The 18377-nt window shown below is 65.2% G+C and carries 17 protein-coding genes; 9 read left to right on the top strand and 8 right to left on the bottom strand.

The genetic code is table 11. The annotated features are described in order from the left end of the window. Positions 1-144: 144 nt before the first annotated feature. The 6 genes from ASG84_RS06125 to ASG84_RS06100 form a co-directional block, all read right to left on the bottom strand. A complete protein-coding gene (locus tag ASG84_RS06125) occupies positions 145-2001 on the bottom strand; it encodes a peptidoglycan D,D-transpeptidase FtsI family protein (protein WP_057476115.1) in 1857 nt (618 codons plus the stop codon). After that, positions 1998-2837, bottom strand: coding sequence for a hypothetical protein (locus tag ASG84_RS06120; RefSeq protein WP_442970909.1), 840 nt, complete (start codon positions 2835-2837; stop codon positions 1998-2000). Before ASG84_RS06120 ends, ASG84_RS06125 begins: the two co-directional genes overlap by 4 nt. Next, a complete protein-coding gene (rsmH, locus tag ASG84_RS06115; protein ID WP_082520822.1) occupies positions 2834-3865 on the bottom strand; it encodes a 16S rRNA (cytosine(1402)-N(4))-methyltransferase RsmH in 1032 nt (343 codons plus the stop codon). The genes ASG84_RS06120 and rsmH overlap by 4 nt, the downstream gene beginning before the upstream one ends. A gap of 219 nt (positions 3866-4084) precedes the next feature. Further along, positions 4085-4516 carry a division/cell wall cluster transcriptional repressor MraZ gene (gene mraZ / locus ASG84_RS06110; RefSeq protein ID WP_027497352.1) on the bottom strand — a complete coding sequence of 144 codons (432 nt, stop codon included), beginning with the start codon at positions 4514-4516 and terminating at the stop codon, positions 4085-4087. A gap of 515 nt (positions 4517-5031) precedes the next feature. Next, positions 5032-5469 (bottom strand): DUF3040 domain-containing protein, encoded by a 438-nt coding sequence (locus ASG84_RS06105; RefSeq protein ID WP_057476114.1) that lies wholly within the window; start codon positions 5467-5469, stop codon positions 5032-5034. Positions 5470-5696: 227 nt separating this feature from the next. Beyond that, positions 5697-6152 (bottom strand): SAV_6107 family HEPN domain-containing protein, encoded by a 456-nt coding sequence (locus tag ASG84_RS06100; protein WP_057476113.1) that lies wholly within the window; start codon positions 6150-6152, stop codon positions 5697-5699. Positions 6153-6348: 196 nt separating this feature from the next. On the opposite strand from ASG84_RS06100, the gene ASG84_RS06095 reads away from it, so the two are divergent. Genes ASG84_RS06095 through ASG84_RS06075 form a run of 5 tightly spaced genes read left to right on the top strand, consistent with a single transcriptional unit; the run spans position 6349 to position 11382 of the window. Next, positions 6349-6966 carry a GNAT family N-acetyltransferase gene (locus ASG84_RS06095; protein ID WP_057476112.1) on the top strand — a complete coding sequence of 206 codons (618 nt, stop codon included), beginning with the start codon at positions 6349-6351 and terminating at the stop codon, positions 6964-6966. 5 nt (positions 6967-6971) lie between these two features. Beyond that, a complete protein-coding gene (locus ASG84_RS06090) occupies positions 6972-8579 on the top strand; it encodes a phytoene desaturase family protein (protein ID WP_057476111.1) in 1608 nt (535 codons plus the stop codon). Further along, on the top strand, positions 8576-9439 hold the full coding sequence (locus ASG84_RS06085) for a carotenoid biosynthesis protein (protein ID WP_057476110.1): 864 nt from the start codon (positions 8576-8578) through the stop codon (positions 9437-9439). The genes ASG84_RS06090 and ASG84_RS06085 overlap by 4 nt, the downstream gene beginning before the upstream one ends. Before the next feature lie 27 nt (positions 9440-9466). Next, positions 9467-10222: an LppM family (lipo)protein gene (locus ASG84_RS06080; RefSeq protein ID WP_200936511.1), complete on the top strand. Its 756-nt coding sequence runs from the start codon at positions 9467-9469 to the stop codon at positions 10220-10222. Then, on the top strand, positions 10219-11382 hold the full coding sequence (locus tag ASG84_RS06075; RefSeq protein ID WP_057476109.1) for a glycosyltransferase: 1164 nt from the start codon (positions 10219-10221) through the stop codon (positions 11380-11382). Before ASG84_RS06080 ends, ASG84_RS06075 begins: the two co-directional genes overlap by 4 nt. Positions 11383-11387: 5 nt before the next feature. Here ASG84_RS06075 and metF read toward each other — a convergent pair whose 3' ends face one another. Then, positions 11388-12356, bottom strand: coding sequence for a methylenetetrahydrofolate reductase [NAD(P)H] (metF, locus tag ASG84_RS06070; RefSeq protein ID WP_082520821.1), 969 nt, complete (start codon positions 12354-12356; stop codon positions 11388-11390). Positions 12357-12512: 156 nt separating this feature from the next. On the opposite strand from metF, the gene ASG84_RS06065 reads away from it, so the two are divergent. The 4 genes from ASG84_RS06065 to ASG84_RS06050 all read left to right on the top strand — a co-directional run bounded on the left by ASG84_RS06065 (position 12513) and on the right by ASG84_RS06050 (position 17996). Continuing rightward, positions 12513-13622, top strand: coding sequence for a polyprenyl synthetase family protein (locus tag ASG84_RS06065; RefSeq protein ID WP_156399403.1), 1110 nt, complete (start codon positions 12513-12515; stop codon positions 13620-13622). Positions 13623-13633: 11 nt separating this feature from the next. Then, a complete protein-coding gene (crtI, locus tag ASG84_RS06060) occupies positions 13634-15217 on the top strand; it encodes a phytoene desaturase family protein (RefSeq protein WP_235581552.1) in 1584 nt (527 codons plus the stop codon). Positions 15218-15376: 159 nt separating this feature from the next. Next, the gene (locus ASG84_RS06055; protein WP_057476108.1) at positions 15377-17020 is read left to right on the top strand and encodes an alpha-(1->6)-mannopyranosyltransferase A; all 1644 of its coding nucleotides are present in this window, start codon (positions 15377-15379) and stop codon (positions 17018-17020) included. A 10-nt stretch (positions 17021-17030) separates the two neighbouring features. Continuing rightward, positions 17031-17996, top strand: coding sequence for a phytoene/squalene synthase family protein (locus tag ASG84_RS06050; RefSeq protein ID WP_057476107.1), 966 nt, complete (start codon positions 17031-17033; stop codon positions 17994-17996). Here the strand turns inward: ASG84_RS06050 and ASG84_RS06045 are convergent. Continuing rightward, the gene (locus tag ASG84_RS06045; RefSeq protein WP_057476106.1) at positions 17993-18364 is read right to left on the bottom strand and encodes an Rv2175c family DNA-binding protein; all 372 of its coding nucleotides are present in this window, start codon (positions 18362-18364) and stop codon (positions 17993-17995) included. The two genes, ASG84_RS06050 and ASG84_RS06045, sit on opposite strands and share 4 nt — an antisense overlap. Between the last annotated feature and the right edge of the window lie 13 nt (positions 18365-18377).

The raw sequence follows: 18377 nt of genomic DNA, 5'->3' as shown, positions 1-18377 counted from the left end.
TCTCTACTGCAGGGCGCGCGCCTGCCCCGGCTCGATCACGCCGCGGCGGCGGCCGAACGAACGCGCCTGAACCGATGTGTCAGATTACCGGCGACCGGGATCGCGATGTTGCCGCCCCGACTCGAGAACCGGCGGGTCCGGAACTCAGTCCGCCTGCAGAACCAGCTTGGGTCCGGGGTCTGCCGACATGGGCACGCTGTCCCGCTGCAGCATCCAGCTGGCGATGTTGTGGAACAGCGGAGCCGCCGACTGACCGCCCGAGCCATCGGCGCTGCGTGTCGGGGCGTCGAGCATGATGCCGATCACGTAGCGAGGATCGTCGGCGGGCGCGATACCCGCGAACGTGATCCAGTAGTTCGAGTTGGAGTAGCACTTGCATTCCGGATCGACCTGCTGAGCCGTACCGGTCTTGCCACTGATCTGGTAGCCCTCGACGCCGGCGGCCACTCCCGTGCCGCGCTGGTTACCCGTGTCGTCCTGAGTGACGGAACGGAACATGTTGCGAACCGTTTTCGCGGTATCGGGGCTGACCACGTACACCCCGTCCGGCTGCTCGGTCTCGGTCCGCTGACCGTTCGCGTCCACCGTAGCCTCGACGATGCGCGGAGGGATGCGCACGCCGTTGTTGGCGATTGCCTGGTACATACCGGTCATCTGCAGCAACGTCATCGACAGGCCCTGACCGATGGGAAGGTTGGCGAACGTGCCGCCCGACCATTGATCCCTACTGGGCACACTGCCCGCGCTCTCGTTCGGCAGACCGACATCACTGCGCTGGCCGAGACCGAACCTGCTGAGCATGTCGGCGTACCGGTCCTCGCCGACGCGTTGCGCCAGCATCAGCGTGCCGACGTTGGAGGACTTACCGAACACGCCGGTCGTGGTGTACGGAGCGACACCGTGTTCCCACGCATCCCTGACCGACACACCGGACATGAAGATGCTGCCCGGAACCTGCAACACCTCGTCCGGCGTGGTGAGTCCGTACTCGATGGCCGCAGCCGCCGTGATGATCTTGTTCACCGAACCCGGCTCGAACGGAGTGGTGACGGGCAGATTGCCCATCTCCTTGGTGCGCTCGTTGTTACCGACGCCGATCCCGGCATTGAAGGTGTTGTCGTTCGACATCGCCAGCACTTCACCGGTCCGCGAATCCTGCACGTAGGCCGACGCGTTCTTTGCCCCGGACAGGTCCTTTGCCAACTGCACCTGCTGCTGCACGTAGTACTGGAGGTCTGCATCGATCGTCAGTTCCACGCTGGAACCGTTGACCGCCGGCTGCTTGTCGCGCCAGCTGCCGGGAATGACGGCACCATCGGAACCGCGATCGTAGGTCTGCGAACCGTCTGTTCCGGCGAGGGTCGCGTCGAGTGAATCCTCCAGACCGAGCAGACCGTGTCCGTCCCAACCGGTGGCACCGACGATGTTGGCGGCCAGAGATCCGCCGGGATACTCCCGGATGTCCTGGCGCTCGAGCCCGACCTGCTTGAAATCGGCACTGATCTTCGACGCCACGGTCGCGTCCACACCCCGTGCCAGATAGGTGAATTCGTCGTTGCTCTTCAGTTTGGCGAGCAGATCCTTCTCGCTGATCACGTCACCGAGATCGTTGTGGATGCGCTCGGCGATGTCCTCGAGGTACTGCTCGGTCTCGGGCTCGGTGGGATCTTTCGCGCGAGCCTCGTCGAGTTCCTTACGAACCCGAACCGGCTGGAAGGTCAGCGCTTTCGCCTCCATCGTGAAGGCGATCGGATTTCCGTTCCGATCGAGAATCGACCCACGCATCGCGGGATCGACAAGGGTGGTGGTGCGCTGCGACGCCGACTCGGCCGACAGTCTTGGGCCGTCGAACCCCTGAATCCACAACAATTGCGCTGCTGCGACAGCCAGCGCCACGTACATGAGAACTCTGCCGGTTCCGTGACGGAACCGAAAGGTGGACGAGTCGAGACGCTTTCGGCTCGGTGGCCGTCGAGTCGGAGCAGGCGTAGGCCTGGTCACTGCCCGTCACCCGCGGCTTCTTCGGTGGCCGGAGCCGCAGGGGCAGCAGACGACGGAGTTTCGGCCGACGGTGTCTCGAGCGAGGGGATGCTCATGGGAATGAATTGTTCAGCAAGCGCAGTGTTTCCAGCGCCATTGCTTGCACTCGGCGTGGCGGCACGAGTATCGACCGAGCCGGAGGTCCGGCTGGGCTGCGATGCGCTACGCGGCGTCTGCTGCTGCGACTGCGCGGATGCAGAGGGGACGGTGCCCTCGCCTGCAGCGGCGGGAGCCACCGGATCGAGCGGAGCAACCGGCGCACCGTCGGCCGGAGCCGGTGTACCCACGACCTGCACACCGCCGTCGGGCGCGACGATCAGCCGGGCAGGATTCTTGGCCGGAACCATTCCGAGCCCGGCCGCCTTGCGAGCCAGCTCGGGAGCCGATTCTGCCAACTCGACATCGCGCTGTAATGCTGCTCGCTGCTGAGCAAGCTCGGTGTTGACGGCCTTTGCGGCGCTGAGGTCGTACGAATCGCCGGCAGACCGCGTGGTGAGCAACAACGTCAGGCCGAGACCGAGGGCCAGCAAGCCGATGATCAACGCGACGAACGGAATTCGCGCAGCGATAGCACCTCCGTCGATCGACCGACGAGTGCCGGAACCACGATGAGAGTCCGACGTGTGAATCGACGCGCGCTGCTGCCTGCGCTCGTACGCACGAAGAGCGGCACCGGATCGACCACCGCTCTTACCCGTACGTTCAGGGCGCGAGAGTGAAGCCTGCGGAACGACCCTATGACCCTGCAGGGGAACCCGATTGCGTTGTGTTCCAACGGTTGTGCCTGGAACCGTCATTCCGCTCTCCTTGCAATCCGTTCGGCGGCGCGCAATCTCACCGGAGCCGAACGTGGGTTGACGTCGATTTCTTCATCCGAGGCGCGCTCGGCACCTCTGGTCAGGAGTCGAAACTCCGGACCCATTCCGGGAAGCTCTACCGGCAGCCCCTCGGGGCTACGGGATTTGATCCGCGGGGCCAACTCCTGCTTGACGACTCGGTCTTCGAGCGACTGATACGACATGAAGACCACCCGGCCACCCACGGCCAAGGCGTCGAGCCCGGCCGGCACCGCGGACTTCAGCGAGTCCAGCTCACCGTTGACCTCGATCCGCAGGGCCTGAAAGGTGCGCTTTGCCGGGTGCCCACCGGTGCGCCGCGTCGCGGCCGGGATTGCGGCGTAGAGCAATTCGACCAACGGACCACTCGTGGTGAACGGCGTGTGCTCACGTCGGCGCAGAACGGCGGAGGCAATCTTCCCGGCGAACCGCTCCTCGCCGTAGGTGCTGAGTACTCGCGCGATATCGCCGTGCGAGTAGGTGTTGAGCACGTCGGCGGCGGTGATACCCACGGTCGGATTCATCCGCATGTCCAGCGGCGCATCGACGGAATAGGCGAACCCTCGATCGGACTCGTCCAGCTGCATCGACGACACCCCCAGATCGAACAGAATGGCGTGCACCGATTCGAGCGCAGGCAGGCCGGCTTCGTCGAGCGCCTCGGCAATACCGTCGTACGTCGTGTGTACCAACGTGATTCGATCGGAGAATGGGGCCAGCCGGGAACCGGCGAGTCGGAGTGCGTCGGGATCGCGATCGAGTCCGATGAGGTGCAGGTGCGGATAAGTTCGGAGGAAGTGTTCGGCGTGACCACCGAGTCCCAGAGTCGCGTCGATCATGACGCGGGTGCCGTCAGCAGAATCGATTGCGGGGCCCAGTAATTCGTCGGCCCGATCGAGTCGAACCGGTACGTGCAGCGGACCTGCGGATCGACGATCGGGTCGGTCGGTGGACGATGCGCTCTCGTCCCGCCCGTCGCCCTCCGTCATGGTTCCTCCCGGTCGTGCGTACGTACGTCTCGCCCGGGTCCGGGCCGTGCGGGTTGCCCACGGACGCCGGTGCGAATGCTTCGAGGTCCCTGTCCGATAGGGAACCTGGCGTTGGGGAAGAACGTCAGGGTCCTGATCTGCGAAACCTGGCGTTGGGGAAGAACGTCAGGGTTCTGATCGGGCAGAGGCCTCGCTGCACTCGCAGGCGACCTGGGCGGTCTACAAGATTCCCCCGAGGGATTCGTCGAATGCGTCGGAGAAGTCCTGCTCGTTTTCAGCGGAGTAACGGGCCCATGCTTCGTCGTTCCAGATTTCGATGAAATCCATCGAACCGATCACCACACAGTTCCGTTCGAGCCCGGCGTATCGACGGTGCTCCGGACTGATGGTGATTCGACCCTGTCCGTCCGGCCTCTGCTCATCGGTTCCCGAAAAGAACTGACGAACGTAGGCGCGGGCTTTCGGGTTGGCACGAGACGCTGCCGTCAGCTTCCGTGACCGCTCGGCGAAGTCTGCCGCGGTGTAGACCGCGAGGCTGAAATCTTGCCCCTTGCTCACCATGACACCTCCTGCAAGCGCGTCCCGAAACTTGGCCGGCAACGTCAGTCGACCCTTGTCGTCGAGCTTTGGCGTGTAGGTACCGAGAAACACTCGCCACCTCCAGCCTCGACTCTCCGCTGCGGACCACTTTACCCCACTCTCCCCCACTTCGAACCATTCAGAGCGCGAATAATTTGAGCAGTTTCACATTTCCCCAGTTCAAAGGCAGCAAGACTGCTCGAATTGACGGTCAGCATCCAGCCCTGGAAGGCCGGTTCAGGTCCGACGAAAAGCGCCCACACGCGTCCCATCAACGGCATGAGCAGGCTTTTTGCGACATATGAGACGAAACAGAGCCGTCCTGAGAGGCTCAGTGGAGCTGAGGTGGGGCGAAGTGGGGACTTTTGCTGATCGTGGGGCGAAGTGGGGAGGCGGCCCGAAATGCGCCGGCTACGACCCGTCGGCACCGGGCAGCCGACGTCCGCTCGGCAGAGGCCGCAGCAGGCGATCCGATCACCGCACAAACACAGCAGCACCTCACCCGAAGGTGAGGTGCTGCTGTGAGTGACGCGTGAAGTTGTGGGAACGAACCTGAATCGGGCGGGCCGTGAAAGACCCGGTCTTACTCAGTCCTGCTCGAACCTCTTACGGAACCGGTCCTCCATGCGAGAGGTGAAGCTGCCACCTTTGCGGCCACCCTTCGATTTCTGTCCGGTACCTCGGCCGGAGGCGTCGGCGGCACTGTTGGTGGTGCCACCTTCCTCGGACGTCGGTGCGGCTCCCTTCTTGGAGCCGCCGAACAGGAACAGTGCCCCGGCACCGAACATGAACAAAAAGCCGATGAGACTGACGACGAGAAAAGCCAAGCTGTTCGTCGACAAAGCAACACCGGCGACGAGCAACACGAGTCCCACGACGAACAGCGCGGCGGCCTGAAAGCGCCTCCTGCTCGACGCCGCGCGAACGCGGCCGCCTCTCACATGAGACGCGAACTTGGGATCCTCGGCGTAGAGAGCGCTCTCGATCTGATCGAGCATGCGCTGCTCGTGCTCGGAGAGTGGCACGGTACCTCCCCCTGCACTGATATTGAAGGTCGTTTCTGTTGCGAAACGACGGGAAGCTGACCTTGGCGGCTACCTAGACACGATGATACGAGCTGAATCCGCTGCTTACCACCTACTCGCACGATGTGTTCCTGAGAAACCCCGAAGTTTTCGAGACGGCCGTCCCGGAAACTCCGGCCGAACACCGTGTGACGTGGCAGTTCACGCCCGTCGACCCTTTCGATCAGCTATGCCGACAACGGTGTGGTCATCGGGTCGACGGAGGCGAACCGCGACTGACCGCCGAGTCGATCGTCGACCGAGTTCAAAAAGCTACTCACGTGTCGATAGAAATCGTCGGCATCGAGATCGGCGACCGTGCTCGACGCGCCCGCTTCCACTGCGGCGCGGGTGGCCGAGAACGATGCGAAGTAGTCCGACCACACAGCGAGTTCGGGTGCCGCCTTCGCCATCAACACCCATGCGTTGCGCGAGCGCGGGCGAGCACCGATCGAGTTCGGCAACGACGCCAGTACCGCCGCCGCTCCCTTGAGCGCCGCGGCATAGCTCCCGAGAAACCGGTCACCCGCGTCGCTCTCGCCGATGGACTCGGACAACAGAGCGTCGGCTCGACCGAGCAGAACCCGGGCCTGACGCGGCACCGGCGACCGCACGCCGGCATCGAATGCCTTCGTGATCGTCATACTCGAACACCTCCAGTTCGAATCTCCGGTGCGTACCTGACGCGCCCGGAACCGTGACGAAGCCTTACAGTCGAACTCCGGAGTATTCGACCCCCGATCGGAGTCGAAGCCACCGGCGCACTCGGCCCCGATCATCGAACACCCGTTCGACGCTTTTCAATATAGCTGTGCCCACCGACAAGTTTCCGAAGAAAGGTTGAGGACAGTCGTCACCGATGCGCGGACAACGCCGTACCTGGTCGATCTGACGCCCCCGGAATTTCGCCTGCGGCTGCTCGAAGCACTGTCGATCTACGTCGAAGCCATGGGTTACCCACGCGGTACCGAGCAGAGCCGGGCACCGATGTGGAGCGAACATCTGCATCGTCCCGGCTGGCGTGCGGTCGGAGCGCTGCTCCCGAACTCCGACCCGGGGCAGGCCGATTCACTGGTCGCAGTCGCCTACGGCTACCACGGCGCACCACATCAGTGGTGGCATCAACAGGTTCGAGACGGATTGCGCCGCTCGGGACACCCTCCGCAGAGTATCGAGAAGGCATTGGGGAACTACTTCGAGCTGACCGAGCTCCACGTTCTCCCGAGCGCCCAGGGGTACGGCCTCGGTTGGCAGTTGTGTAATCGGTTGCTCGAGGGTGTGGATGCCGACAACGTGATGTTGTCCACACCCGAGGTGGCGCGAGAGGACAATCGAGCCTGGCGACTCTATCGGCGGCTGGGCTTTGTGGACGTGCTGCGTGACTTCAGATTCGCAGGCGATCGTCGGCCCTTCGCCGTGCTCGGTCGCCGATTGCCACTGGACGGGCCAGTAGCCTGAGGGGTGTGATCGATGCTGTGGTGGTGGGCTCCGGCCATAACGCCCTGACCTCCGCCTGCTACTTGACCGATGCCGGTTGGTCCGTCGAGGTTCTCGAACGCGACACGGTTGCCGGTGGCGCAGTATCGACCGTGGAGCGCTTTCCCGGTCATCGGGTGGACCGCGGTTCGTCGGCGCACATCATGATCCGCCACACGGGGATAGTCGAGGAGCTCGACCTCGCACAGTTCGGCCTCCGCTACATCGACTGCGATCCCTGGGCGTTCGCACCGGGAGCCGTCGGCACCGACGAGCGCGCCCTCGTCTTCCATCGCGATCTCGATCGCACCTGCGACTCCATCGCCGCTGCGTGCGGGGCCGCGGACGCCCGCGCCTACCGCACGTTCGTCTCGGTGTGGGGCCCTCGGAGCGAACGAACCATGCGCGCGTTCGGCGGGCCGCCGACCGGAGCGAAACTGCTCCGCTCCTTCTGGGGTCTCGGGGCCCCGGACGGGGGCAGCATGCTCTCGCGCGAATTTCTCGCCACCGGTGATTCGTTGCTGGACGAGATGTTCTCGAGCGAACGTCTCAAGGCCGCACTGGCGTGGTTCGGCGCACAGTCGGGGCCGCCGATGTCCGAGCCGGGTACCGCACCGATGGTCGGTTTCGCCGCTCTCATGCACACTCTTCCGCCCGGCCGCGCCGTCGGTGGCAGTGGCGCGCTGACCGAGGCGATGATCGCCCGGTTGCAGCGGGACGGGGCCGAACTCACCCTCGGCGACGCCGTGACCTCGCTCGTACGCCGCCCGCACGGCTGGACCACCAGGACGGCATCGGGTCGGGAGATCGACAGTCGAGTCGTCGTTGCCGGTTGCCATATCTTGACCACTCTCGACTTGCTGGCCGAGGGCGGGCACGACGCGGCGCAGATCGCACGGTGGCGCAGCACGATTCGAGTGGGTCCTGGACTCGGTACTGCGGTCCGGCTGGCCACCGACGCACTTCCGGTGTATCCGAGTGCCGACCGAATCGAGGACGGCACCCACGGCCTCGCGCTGCTGGTACGTGACCGCAGCCAGCTGCGCCTGGCACACGGCCACGCACTCGCCGGTGATCTGCCGCCGACTCCGGCCGTGCTCGGAATGTCGTTCAGTGCCATCGACCCCACCATCGCGCCGCCGGGACAGCATCAGATCTCGCTGTGGTCGCAGTGGCATCCGCACACTCTCGCCGACGGCCGACGATGGCGTTCGGACGTTCCGGGCGAACGCTCGTTGGCCGAGTTCGAGGCGGACCGGATCGTGGCCGAAATGGATCGGTACGCGCCCGGATTCGCCGGCGCTGTGCTGGATCGACACGTCCAGTCACCGCCCGACATCGAGCGTGAGCTCGGGTTGATCGGGGGCAACATCATGCACCTGGACATGTCACTCGATCAGATGATGATGTGGCGGCCGCACCCACAACTGGCGGGTCATCGAGTTCCGGGGGCGGACGGGCTGTATCTCACCGGCGCATCCACGCACCCCGGTGGCGGCGTCACTGCAGCCAGCGGTCGGTCGGCCGCACGGATCGCGATCGACGACGCACGCGCCGGACGCCGACGCGAGTTCTTCCGGAGGAGGCGGATATGAGGATTGCACCGATCGTCGTGGCGGTCGCCGCCGTCGGCTGCCAGATCGTCTACCCGCTGGTGTCCGGGTCGACCCGAGACGCGGTGACAGTCGCCGTGGTCGCGTTGCTCGCACTCGCGTCGATCCTGCATGCCGTGCTGCACCGAGGAGCAGTGTGGGCCACCGTTCTCGTCGTCGTGACAGCAGGCACCGGGTTCGCGTCGGAACTGGTGGGCACCGCAACCGGCATACCGTTCGGCGAATACTTCTACGCGCAGAATCGCTTGGGTCCCAGCCTGTTCGAGGTGCCCGTGGTGGTCCCGCTGGCCTGGACGGCCGGTTTCTACCCGATCTGGTGCGCCGTGACCTACGTCGTTCGCCGTCTCGGCACGACGCAGGTCCGGGCCGCCGGACTCCGGATCGCCGCGGTGGCGGTGGGCATGGTCGGCTGGGACCTCTATCTCGATCCACAGATGGTCACCGACGGCCAATGGACGTGGACGGCCGGTGCCGTCGGCCTGCCGGGGGTGCCGTCCATCCCGCTGACCAACTACCTCGGCTGGCTCGTGGTGGCCACGATGATGGCGGCGGTCGTGGAGACGCTCGACCGTGCCATCGGAGGCCCTCGCCCGTCCGACACTCGGCTGCAACCGTTCGACGATGCGGTACCCATCGGGTTGTTCCTGTGGACGTGGCTCGGGTCGGCACTGGCGCATGCCGTTTTCCTCGACGGTCCGGAACTTCGCTTCTCTGCGGTGTACGGGTTCCTCGTGATGGGTGTGGTCGGCATACCGCTGGTGTGGATCGGTGGCCGCGGCCGCGTGCGTCCACCACGATCTCGCGCGGCAGTCTCCGGTCTCGGTACCGACACGCCTCGCTGAGAACCCCTGCCGACAGACATCGGCTCCATGGCCTGGCACGATGTCGCTGTGCAGTCGACATCGCGAACATCTCACCGAACCCACCGCCGCAGAATTCTCTCGGTGGTCGCACTGGCGTTGCTGGTCGCGCCGATGCTGGCCGGGTGCCTACGGGTACAGGTCACGATGGGGGTGTCGGCGAACGACCGGGTGGCGGGCCAGATCGTGGCGGCCAGTGTGCCGACCTCGGACTCCGATACCGGACCGGAGCTCGTGGTTCCGTCCTCGATCGAGAACAAGGTGCGCGTCGAGCCGTACAACCAGGATGGGTACGTCGGATCACAGGCCATTTTCGACGATCTGTCGTTCGGCGATGTGCAGACCCTCGGATCGATCTTCCAGAACGCCGCCGGATCGTTCCAGCTGGAGCTTCAGCGATCGGGTGACACCGTCACGCTGGCGGGTAACGCCGACCTGTCCTCGGTTCCGGCTCAGGGTTCGGACGTGCAGTTCACCATTGCGTTCCCTTCCCGCATCGGAACGACGAACGGCACCCGCGAAAGCGACAACTCGATCTCCTGGAAGTTGCCCGCAGGAGAGGTGACGTCGTTGCGCGCCGAGGTCAACTACCCCGATCCGAATACCAGGAGCTTCGCCGGCTGGGCGGGCATCGTCGGTGGTGTGACCGTCGGCGTCGCAGCCATCATCGGAGCCATGGCCTGGGTCTCGCGCAACCCACCACTGCGCACTCGGCAGCCGCGAGGACCCGAGGCGGACAGTCCGACCGACAGAACGTCGGTGTGACCGAACGACTCTCGGTACGAACAACGGCGACCACTGCTGTCCTGGCAACGGCGTCGGCTGCAGTATCGCTGCTCAATCTGCGATTCACGCCCGGCTTGAGTGCTCCGGATCGTGACGTCGCCGAACGCATCGTCGTCTGCATTCCCGCCCGCGACGAGCTGACGACACTTCCGTGGTTGATCGGCGATCTCCTACGTCAACGATCGTGCCCCGACATGCAGGTCATCGTCCTCGACGACGACTCCAGCGACGGAACGGCTTCGGCTGCCCGAGCGGCCGCCGCCGGTGATCCGAGGATTCGCATCGTGACCTCTCGTGCCGCTCCCCCGGCCGGATGGACCGGCAAGGCCGCCGCGTGCGCCGAGCTGGCGAGACTGGCCGACGAAGGCGACGCACAGACGTCGCTGATCATGTTCGTCGACGCCGACGTGCGACTCGCGCCCGATGCAGTGGCGGCCGCTGCGAGGACGCTGCGTCAGTACGATGTGGCGCTGCTGTGCCCGTGGCCCGAGCAGCTGGTAGGCAGCATCGCCGAGCGACTCGTTCAACCTCTGCTCGCATGGTCCTGGATGTCCACTCTTCCCGTGCCGGTGGCCAACTCGACGCTGCTGCCCTCGATGGCGGTCGCGTGTGGGCAGTTCATGGCGTTCGACGCCGCCGCGTATCGCGCCATCGGGGGCCACGGCTGTGTCGCAGCCAGCGCGACCGAGGATCTGGATCTGGCACGCACGCTGCGCCAACGAGGCATGTCGACGGCGGTGGTGTCGGGAGCGGGTTTCGTCAGTTGCCGAATGTACCGCTCGGCTACCGACCTGCGATCCGGGTACAGCCGGTGGCTGTGGAACGAGTTCGGCGGCCCGGTCGGTTCGATCACCGCAACACTGGCGTCGGCAATGATCTACCTGGTGCCGCCGATGGCGGCGCTCACGGCCTCGGGATCTGTGCGACGCCTCGGCTTGGCCGGATACCTCGCGGGCACGGTGTCTCGATTGGCCGCGCGTCGACGCGAATCGGGACCGCGATTCGGCGTCGACGATGTGCTCGACGCCGCGCTGCATCCGGTGTCGATCCTCGCTTTCACCGGACTCGTCGCGGAATCCCACGTTCGCAGGCGACGCGGATCGTTGACGTGGAAGTCGCGTCCCTCTCCGCGCCGCTGACGCCGCTAGACCCGCGCGGGCGCGAGTCCCAGGTTGCACAACACCTCACGGGTGGCCCGGGCAAAGTTCAACGTGATGAAGTGCAATCCGGGTGCACCCTCGGAAATCAGCCGCTCGCCGATGTTCGTGGCGAGTTCGATACCCACCTCTCGGACGGCCGCGCGGTCCTCTTCGGGACCGGATCCCGCTGCGCGGGTGAACTTCTCGTCCAGGGAAGACGGCAGTGTGGTGCCCGAGAGCTCGAGCATCCGGCGAACCGACCGGAGCGAGGTGATGGGCATGATCTCGGGAATGATCGGCTTGGCACCCTGCTCGGCGTCGTACGCGGACACACGATCGCGCAGACGCAGATAGTCGTCCACTTCGAAGAACATCTGGGTGATCGAGTACTCGGCCCCAGCACGAAGCTTGCCCACCAGGCACCTGGTGTCCTGCTCGAGGTCGTCGGCGCGGTGGTGTCCTTCGGGGAACGACGCCACTCCGACGTGGAAGTCGCCGAGATCGCGCACCAACCGAACCAGTTCCTCCGCGTACTCGACCCCGTCCGGATGCTTCTCCCAGTCACCGAGCGGATCTCCCGGCGGATCTCCGCGTAGCACCAAGATGTTCGTGATGCCGCGGTCGGCGTAGGACCCGACCATCGACCGCAACTCGTCGACACTGTGCGAAACGGCAGTGAGATGCGCCACAGGAAGCAGCGTGGTCTCTTCCGCTATCTGCCCGGTGACGCGAACCGTTCGATCTCGGGTCGAGCCTCCGGCTCCATATGTCATCGACACGAAGGCGGGCGCAAGCTGCTCGAACTCACGAACTGCACGCCACAAACGGGCCTCCGCCGCAGCATCACGTGGAGGCGAGAACTCGACAGAGAACGGGATTCTGGCGTCCGGTTCACTGCGTAGTCGGTCGACGATGGACGGCGTCGTCGACGCGTTCCCTCGGCTCGTCCGCCCCCGGACGGATTCTTCGCTCACCCGAAGATCATAGGTTGTGTGTCGGAACAGGCCGTCGGGCCTCCCTGGGGTCGGTGTTCACTGCACGTCGGCGCGTGGGTGTGGACGGCTACTAGTCTGGGAACCACATTCCGACGCACCCACCACACACCTTGGAGGATCGTCCTGTCCGGAGACTTGTCCTCGCCCGTCGTCGACACCCCCACCGCCGCACTCGGACCGGAGGCGCTCCGCGCTGCCGTGGACGCGAAGCTCGCCGAGTTCTTCGCGACGCGCCGCGAGGTCGTCGACACCGTCGGCGGCGGCTATCCCGCAGCCGTGGCAGATCTCGAAGCGTTCGTGCTGCGCGGCGGCAAGCGCATGCGTCCCGCGTTCGCCTGGACGGCATGGCTCGGTGCGGGTGGCGAACCCACCGGTACGCGCTCCGATGCAGTGCTGCGCGCCTGTTCGGCGCTCGAGCTGATTCAGGCCTGCGCGCTGATTCACGACGACATCATCGATTCGTCCAGCACACGGCGCGGCTTTCCGACCGTGCACGTCGACTTCGCGCGACGGCACCGGGACGCGGGCTGGTCCGGATCGTCGGAGCACTTCGGCGAATCGGCCGCCATTCTCGTCGGAGATCTCGCCCTGTGCTGGGCCGACGACCTACTCCGCGAGTCGGGCATCGACGACGACGCAGCACGCCGGGTCCAGCCGGTGTGGTCGGCCATGCGCACAGAGGTCCTGGGTGGTCAACTGCTCGACATCGAGGCCGAAGCAGGCACCGACGAAGGGGTGGCGGCTGCAATGCGGGTCAATCGCTACAAGACCGCCGCCTACACGGTGGAACGACCGCTGCACCTCGGCGCAGTTCTGGCCGATGCAGACGAGGATCTGATCGCCGCGTACCGCAGCTTCGGGGCCGACATCGGGATCGCGTTCCAATTGCGCGACGACCTGCTCGGAGTGTTCGGCGATCCCGAGGTGACCGGCAAACCGTCGGGCGACGACATCACCGAGGGCAAGCGCACCGTGCTGATCGCGTCGGCGCTGAAGCAGGCCGACGAGAGCCGCCCGGATCTTGCAGCCACGATCCGGGCCAGCCTGGGAACCGAACTCGACGCCGTCGCAGTGGCCGATATCCGTTCGATTCTGGTCGAACTGGGCGCGGTCGACGCGGTCGAACGGCAGATCGACGAGCTCGGCGCGCGGGCAGTCTCGGCCCTGGACAACAGTTCGATCGAGCCGGTCGCGGCCGCGCATCTGCGCGCCATGGCAACCGCCGCAATCAAGCGGCAGTACTGAAAGTGAGCGACATGTCTTCGATTCGTACGGTCACCGGACCCACCGACCGGGTAGTGGTGGTGGGAGCCGGATTGGCTGGATTGGCTGCCGGTCTGCACCTGCTGGGGGCAGGCAAGAAGGTCACCATCGTCGAACGAGACGAGACCGTGGGCGGTCGTGTCGGGGTGTACCCGGTGTCCGACTCCGACGGCTCGCACCTGTACGACATCGACAACGGCGCAAGCGTGTTGACCATGCCGAACCTGGTGCTCGAGGCCTTGGCCGCGGTGGGTGCCGATTTCGAGTCGACGACACCCCAGATCCGTCTCACGGCCCTGTCGCCGTCGTATCACACGCGGTACGCCGACGGTACGTCGATCGATGTCTACTCGGACCCGGAGGCGATGGCGGCCGAGGTGGAACGCACCTGTGGGCCCGCCGAGGCGCAGGGATATCGCGACCTGCGTCGGTGGCTGGCCGACATCTTCGATGCCGAATTCGACCGGTACATCGATTCGAACTTCGATTCCCCGCTCGATCTCGTGGGCTCGAAGGCCGCAGTTCGCGACACCGCCACGCTGATCAAACTGGGCGGCTTCGGCAAACTCGGACCGCGTGTCGACCGCTTCCTGAAAGACACCCGACTGCGGCGTGTCTTCACGTTTCAAGCGCTCTACGCAGGGATGGCACCGCAGAAAGCGCTTGCGGTCTACGGGGCGATCGCGCACATGGACACGTCCCTCGGCGTCTTCTTCCCCGAGGGCGGCATGGCGGCCATCGCTCGGGCCATGGCCGACGCGTTCGTCACAGCGGGCGGAACACTGGACCTCGGCACCGAGATCGTCGATGTCACCGTCGACCGCGGCCGTGCCGACTCCGTGCTGACCGCGACCGGCCATCGAATCGCGTGCGACGCACTCGTTCTCACCGCCGACCTACCCGTGGTCGATCGACTCCTCGACCGGGCGTCGGTGTCGAAGAAGGGCAGACGCAACGGCTACGGCGTCGTCTCACCGTCGGCGGTCGTCGCGCACGGGACAGTTCCCGTCGAACAGACCGCGAAGTGGCCCGCTCGTGCCCATCACACCATCGACTTCGGCGACGAATGGGCCGAAACGTTCCGAAGGATCACCGCCAAGGCGGGCAAGGGATCGTTGATGGCCGATCCCTCGTTGCTCATCACCCGACCTTCGGTGAGCGATCCGAACCTCGAAGTGGTGCGCGGCGGCGTACGCAGTGAGCCGGTGTCGATATTGGCACCGTGTCCCAATCTGGACAGCGCTCCGCTGGCGTGGGCAGAGCTTGCGCACCCCTACCTCCGCGAGATACTGACGACGATGGAGAGTCGCGGATACACGGGACTTCTGGACGCATTCGTTCTCGACCACATCGACACACCCGAGACCTGGGCGCAGAAGGGCATGATCGAAGGATCGCCGTTCTCGTCCGCTCACGTGTTCCGGCAGACCGGGCCGTTCCGGCGCAAGAACATGGTCGCCGGGCTCGACAACGTGGTTCTCGCCGGCTCCGGCACGACGCCGGGCGTGGGCGTTCCGACGGTTCTGGTGTCGGGAAAGCTCGCCGCCGAGCGGGTGACAGGACGCTCGGGGCGGTAGCTTCGTTCGATTCACTGCATCGACCAACTAAGCTGAACGCGATCGTTTGCCGGTCGCGCGCATTGCTGCGACCATGATCGTTCGACGAACTGCACAATGCATCGACTTCGGATGTAGTTCGCGAACAACACTTTCGTTGCAGAGGAGGAGTAGGCGGCAATGTCTTCGATTTCGTCGCACTCCACCTCCGAGGATCGATCGTCGGACGACGTCCCCGCGTCGGCCACCACACCACGACCGTCGAGAATGACTGCAACGGGAAACTTTCTCCGCAGCCCGGAGGGCAAAGCGGCAATCCTCGGTGTCGTCGGGGCCGTCTGCATCACGTTCGGTGGGTTCGGCGCAGGCAGCGTGCGGCGGCGCGATCCGCTGCTCGAGGAGATGCACCTGTCGTGGCTCCGATTCGGCCACGGATTCGTCCTGTCGACCATCATCGTCTGGGTCGGCGTACTGCTGATGATCACCGCCTGGGTCCGGCTCGGGCGCGCAACCCTGCACGGACGCACCACGGTCGGCGAACTGAGATGGATCGTTCCTGCATGGACGGCGCCGCTCTTGCTGTCGGTCCCGATGTTCAGCCGAGACGCATACTCCTACCTGGCTCAGGGGGCCCTGCTCCGTGACGGTTTCGATCCGTACGGCGTTGGTCCCGTTGCCAATCCAGGTGTGCTGCTCGACAACGTCAGCAACGTCTGGACCACCACGACGGCCCCCTACGGCCCACTGTTCCTCCTTCTCGGTCGCGGTATCACCACGTTGACGGGCGACAACGTCATCGCGGGGACCATGCTCCTGCGCCTGACCATGCTGCCCGGTCTGGCGCTGATGATGTGGGCGGTTCCGCGGCTGGCCAAGCACCTCGGCGGCCGAGCGACCACTGCTGTGTGGCTCGCGGTGCTCAACCCCTTGGTCCTGATCCATCTGATCGGCGGGGTACACAACGAGTTGCTCATGGTGGGCCTGATGACGGCCGGCATCGTGTTGGCTCTCGAACATCGCCACGTGGCCGGCATCGCGCTGGTGGCGATCGCGGTGGCGATCAAGGCAACCGCAGGTCTGGCGCTGCCCTTCCTGGTCTGGATCTGGATGTTGCACGTACGGGACAAGGCCCGCGCCGAAGACCGAACGCCGCCATCGCCGGTGCTGGTGTTCACGAAGACCGCCGGGATCGGAGCCTCGGTCTTCGTTGCGGTGTTCGCGGTCTCGTCGCTGGTCGCCGGAGTGGGAATCGGGTGGCTGACCGCGCTGTCGGGGTCGGCAAAGATCATCAACTGGCTCTCCCTGCCCACGATTCTCGCGCACCTGGTGACTGTCGGCACCTCCTGGTTCCTCGATCTTCGACTGGATCCGGTTCTCTACGTCACGCGGCTGCTGTGCTCGGTCGTCCTGGTGGTCGTCCTCGCTGCAGCCTGGTGGTGGGGCCGCAAGTCCGAGCGAAACGCTGTCAAGGGCATCCTGATCGCCCTCGTCGCCACGGTCGTTCTCTCCCCCGCTGCTCTGCCCTGGTACTACTCGTGGCCGCTGGCGATCGCTGCCGGATTCGCACTGTCTCGAACGACTCTGATGGTCCTGACCGGTCTGTCGACGTGGCTCATGCTCGTCTTCCAACCCGACGGTGCCATCGGCCTGTACAACGTCGTGCATGTGGCACTGGCTGTCGTCGCGGCCGTGGTGGCCGCCCTCGCGTTGACACGCGTCGACCCACTGCGTTTACGGTCGGACCGATCCAGGGAACACCGTGCCGTGCCGAATGCTCCCAAGAACACTGCATCCGAACCATCCGGAGACGAGTCCACGTCATGAGGTTCCCGCGATGAAAGAGTTGGACGGTATCGACCCGTCACTGCACGAGGCATACCGAATCTGCCGTGAGCTCAACGCCGAGCACGGTAAGACGTACTTCCTCGCCACTCGCCTGCTGCCGACCGACAAGCGCGCAGGCGTGCACGCGCTGTACGGATTCGCCCGCATGGTCGACGACATCGTGGACCTCGAGGGCACCGACATCGCCGTCGGATCGGACGAGCTCAACGCTCGCCGCATCGTCGAACTCGATGTGATCGAATCCCGAGTGCGCGACGCCCTGGCCGGAAAGCCGTTGCCGCACAGCGTGACCGACCAAGTATTGAGCGCACTGTGCGACACCGTGCTGCGATACGACATTCCGCACGACTACTTCTTCGCGTTCATGCACTCGATGCGCATGGACATCCCGGGAAGCGATGTGTTCGTCTCGCGCTACCGAACGATGGAGCAACTGCGCGAGTACATGTACGGCTCCGCTGCCGTCATCGGACTGCAGATGCTGCCCATCCTGGGAACCGTGGTCGAACGATCCGAGGCCGAGCCTCCAGCCGCGGCACTGGGCGAGGCGTTCCAGCTGACGAACTTCATCCGAGACATGGGCGAGGATCTCGATCGCGACCGGATCTATCTCCCCACCGACGAGCTGGCTGCCTTCGGAGTAGACGAAGAGTTGCTCCGGTGGTGTCGGACGACCGGCAGAGTCGATGTCCGGGTCACTCGCGCTCTCGCCCACCTGATCGCCGTCACCCGCTCGATCTATCGCACGTCCGATGCCGGTATCGACATGCTCGATCCGCGCGTGCGTCCGTCGATGCGTACGGCGTCCGTCCTCTACGGCCGCATTCTGGACGAGGTCGAGTCGCAGGGCTACCGCGTACTCTCCCAGCGGGCGACGGTGCCGCAGTGGACACGCGCCCGCATCGCGCTTCCGCAGTTCGCCGTCACCGGCTTCAAGCGTGCGACCGTTCGCTAGAAGGCCATGGCCTGTGCGCGTCTGATCACTTCGCGCATCAGATCGCCGTGCAGTGCGGCCACAGGCGCGCCGGGCAAGCTCTCGTCCTCGGTGAACAGCCACCGCAGGATTTCTTCGTCCTCGTAGCCACCGTCGTGCAGCACGGCCAACAAGCCGGGCAGACCCTTGACGATGGTGCCCTTGCTCGCGTCGAGGAACTGCTCGGGAACACCGGGCACGCGAGAACGCTTCAGAGCCAACAGTTGACGATCTCGAACGAGCTGTTCGACGCGGGTCTTGGGAACGTCGAGGATCTTCGCGACGTCGGCGAACTGCAGCAGAGACACCGACGGATCGAGCACGTCGTCGGCATAGGGAATGGCACTCACGCAGGTAACGTTA

It is taken from the genome of Rhodococcus sp. Leaf278 (genome assembly GCF_001426085.1).
Classification (GTDB): domain Bacteria; phylum Actinomycetota; class Actinomycetes; order Mycobacteriales; family Mycobacteriaceae; genus Rhodococcoides.
The sequence above is the reverse complement of the archived record's forward strand: the minus strand, read 5'-3'. Positions and strand labels throughout refer to the sequence as shown.